This window comes from Mycobacterium sp. TH-M82 (genome assembly GCF_057473605.1).
The window spans coordinates 1-3736 of sequence record NZ_JBYCKY010000690.1 but is presented as its reverse complement, the minus strand read 5'-3'; the positions used below and the strand labels follow the sequence as shown (position 1 = coordinate 3736).

Annotated in this window: 3 protein-coding genes; 1 reads left to right on the top strand and 2 read right to left on the bottom strand. The window is 67.8% G+C overall.

Annotated features, from left to right (window positions below):
• The coding region (locus AC2VON_RS20320; protein WP_011331218.1) for a CoA transferase at positions 1-865 on the bottom strand (865 nt) is incomplete at its 3' end.
• Between the two features lie 101 nt (positions 866-966).
• Here AC2VON_RS20320 and AC2VON_RS20315 point away from each other — a divergent pair.
• On the top strand, positions 967-1554 hold the full coding sequence (locus tag AC2VON_RS20315; RefSeq protein WP_011331219.1) for a TetR/AcrR family transcriptional regulator: 588 nt from the start codon (positions 967-969) through the stop codon (positions 1552-1554).
• Between the two features lie 126 nt (positions 1555-1680).
• Here AC2VON_RS20315 and AC2VON_RS20310 read toward each other — a convergent pair.
• On the bottom strand, positions 1681-3736 hold a 2056-nt coding region (locus tag AC2VON_RS20310), incomplete at its 5' end, for a Tn3 family transposase (protein WP_486954531.1).

Here is a 3736-nt window from a genome sequence, read left to right as displayed (position 1 = left end):
ATGACAAAGCTCCTTGTGCTGAATTACGGGGTGCCGAATCGCGGATTCCGATCAGGGGAATGTCGAGGCGCTTCGCGACCTCCTCCCATTCGCGCGTCGGCTTGGAAAGAAACGTCTGCTCGAGCTCCTCCTGGGTGCCCTCGACACCGAGACCGGCGCGGGCGCGCTCCCAGAAGTGCGGCTCGAGCGCGGCCAGCGCGACGTGGCCGTCGGAGCTGGAGTAGATCCGGTAACCGGGATGCGCCCCGCCGAGCGGCGCGCCCGCTCCCATCAGACCGTGCCGAACTGCGGCGCCGGCGTCGGCGGCCGCCTGTTCGAGGACGACCCGCTCGCGGTGTCCCACGCCGGACTCCGCGGCCACGCGCAGGGCGAGCAGGGCCGCGGACACGGCGCGCTCGGCGCCGAGCAGGTCGGCCACCGGGACGGTCGGCATCGTCGGCGGCTGGAGAGTGCCGTGCAGGGCCTGGTACGTCAGGTCATGGCCGGGCTGCTCCGCCGCGATCCCGTCGTGCCCGACGATCTCGATATGCGACAGGTGCGGATTCGCCGCGGTCAACTCGTCCAGGCCGAGCTTGACCAGCGCCGAGGGGCGCATGGCGGTGAGCATCAGGTCGGCACGCGACAGCTCGCGCGCCGCCACCGCCCGATCAGCGGGGTCCTTGAGGTCGAGGGTCACGACCCGCTGGCCCACAGTGAGCTCGTCGTACCACGTCGGCGCCACGGCCCGCAGCGGGTCGCCGGCCGGCGGTTCGATCTTGGTGACGGTGGCGCCCAGCGCCCGTAGCCGCGCGGCGGCGAGCGGGCCCGGCAGATTGATCGCGAGCGACACCACCTGCACGCCCTGCAGCGAACTCGACTGCGACATCATCAACCCCTTTTTGACTATACTGATGTATAGCCATTAATGCGCATGTACTGTCTAATGTCAAGGGTGTATGCTTTTTTCCCTGATAGGAGGCAATTTCTGTGACCGACCCCCGCGCCAGTGACGAGGACCTCACCGCGAAGGCCCGCATTCGCAACGCCGCGCTCGACCTCTACGCCGAGCGCGGCGAGGATCGCGTCTCGATGCGCGCCGTCGCCGCCGCCGCCGGGGTCGCCGTGGGATTGGTGCAGCACCACTTCAAGACCAAGGACGGGCTACGCGTCGCCGTCGAGCAACTGGTCGTCGACTATTACGCTCTGGCGATCGCCTCTGTGCCGGACGAGGGCGCCCCAGCGCAGGTCGCCGCCGCTCGAGACGAGGCGGTGCGGCACATGCTCGCGACGCATCCGACGGTGGTGAACTACATCCGGCGCGCTGTGCTCGATCCGCAGGGAAAGAGCGAGTTACTCGAGCGGCTGACCGACCTGAGTCGCAGAGAGATCTCCAAACTCCGCTATTCGGGCAAGACCTCGACACGGCGATCCGAGTCCTCACAGGTCATCGGGCTGATGGTTCGTCAGCTGGGGCAGCTGCTCATGCAGCCGATGATCGATGACATGTGTGACTTCCTCGACCGGACGGGCGTGCCGCACAGCGACAAACTGACGCTCTCCGTGACCGTAATCTAGCGGTAGTTTGTTGGGTCAGGTCGGAGGTAGAGGTGCAGGCCGTGGCCTGTTTCGCGGCTCAGGAGAGACTTCCGCCGACATGCGTCGTCAGGTCCTGAGCGGTCATCCGCCACCCTTCGACTCGCGCTACTCGTCGTCGTCGGCGTCCGGGTCGCGCAGCGGTCGGTGAACTCCGCTGGGGTCGGGCAGGTGGAAGCTGTAGTGCCCGTCGATGCCGATGTGGGCGCGCACGAACGCCGACAATCGCTCGACATCGGTGTCGAGCACCGGGTATCCGCCGGCTCGCAGCGCGGCGAGGGCGCGGTTCTCGTAGACGGTGTTCCACACGACGACGCAATTGAGCACCAATCCCAGCGCCGAGAGCTGGTCTTCCATGCCCTCGTAGTAGGCGCGGGTCATCTCGCCCTTGCGGCCGTGATAGATCGTGCGCGCCAGGTCGTGACGACCCTCGACGAGATTGGACTGGGCCTTGCCCTCGCGCCGGTAAGGTTCGTCGTCGGCCAGGCGCAGGATGTGCAGGGTCTTGAAGATCCGCCCGAAATGGGCGATGGCCTGGCCCAACGCGGTCGGCTGCCCGTCGCGGGAGATCATCCTGGTGACCTCGTGCGCCGACACCTCACCGGAGTGGATCGACACCGCGATCCGGCACATGTCCTCCCAGTGCGCGGCGATCTTGGCGGTGTCGATCACCCCGCGCGCCGCCTTGTCCAGCGGCCCGTAGTCGGCTCGGGCGTCGATGCGCCACAACCGCTGATCGGGCAGGTTCGCCAGCTGCGGCCGGTACTGGCGGCCGATCAGATGCAGCAGTCCGAACACGATGTCGGAATACGACCCGGTGTCGGTGATGATGACCTCCGGAATCCGCCCGCCGTGCTGGGACACGATCACGTCGATGGTGTGCAGCGAATCGCGAGGTGTTCCGCGCAGCACCTTGCCTGCCAGCCCGGCGGACTGGTCGTTGAGCATGTTCAACCAGGTGATGCCCAGTTTCCGGCCGAAGTACTTCGGGTTCGGGCGGGCGTTATGGGTGCGCACGGGCACCACGAACCGCATCCCGTCCACCGAGGCGACCAGCCCGCCGCCCCACGCTTGGGCCAGGGGGATGTCGGCCTGGGCGTCGACCAGCACGGCGTTGGCCGCCTCGATGGTCTCGGCCCGCACGTAGCACTGGTCGACGTGCAGCAGCCGATCCCTGGTCAGGGCGTCGACACCAGGCGTTGTCACCGGTTTGAACCCGACGTTCATCGCATAGGAACAGAGCACGGCCGCCACCGACAAGCCGAGGTCGGCGACGCGGGCCTCGTTGCCCGAGGTGTGGGTGAACGCCTCGGTGAAACCGGGATGCCAGCTCATCACCTCCGTGACCAGTTCCGGCAGGTCCACACGCGGGATCATCGCCTCCACCCGGCGGCGCAGGTCGACCAGCGACGCGGGCTCGGCCTTGGCGTCCAGCGCGGCGACGTGCAGTTTGCCGTCGGCGTCGATGCTGGCTGGGGTGTCCTCGCCCAGCCGTGCGGCCAACTCCCGATAAGCGGTCTCCAACGCCGTCGCGTGATCGGTCAGCAGCTGCGTCGGCGCGGCGGGCAGGCCCAGCGCGTTCATGCCGGCGTCACGCGCAGCCTCCCAGGCTTCGCCTGCCAGCAGGTGCGCCCGCGGGTCGCGCCACCGCGACGAACGCACCGCGAAGATGCTGCGGTGCTTGAGGTGTCGGTGGAACTGTTCCAACACGCAGATCGTGTAGGAGTTCCGGTCGACGGTGCCCTCCGGTCGGCCCGGCGTGTAGATCAAGCGCTTCCACGCGCCGACGATCAAGTCGTGGTCGACCTTGCGGGCGTCCAGCAGGTTTGCCGGGATCTTGCCCGACGACCTGGATGTCAGCAGCTCGGCGAGGGTCTTCATTGCCGCCAGGACGGCGGCGCCGTCACTGGTCGCGCCGAACTCGATCGTGTCCATCAGCATCGACAGGAACGGGCGGACCGTGGCGAACTTGCCGGCCAACTCGATCAACCGCTGCCCATCCAGCTCCGCGTCGTCGGCGGGCACCAGCTCGTCGACCGCCTGGACCGCGTGCCGCAACTCGGCCCGGGTGACGGTCTTCTCGATCATGTCCAACACCACGCCCAGCCCGACGTCCTGGTTGACCTCGACCATCTCCAGCAGCACCTTCACCGCTGCCGCGAGC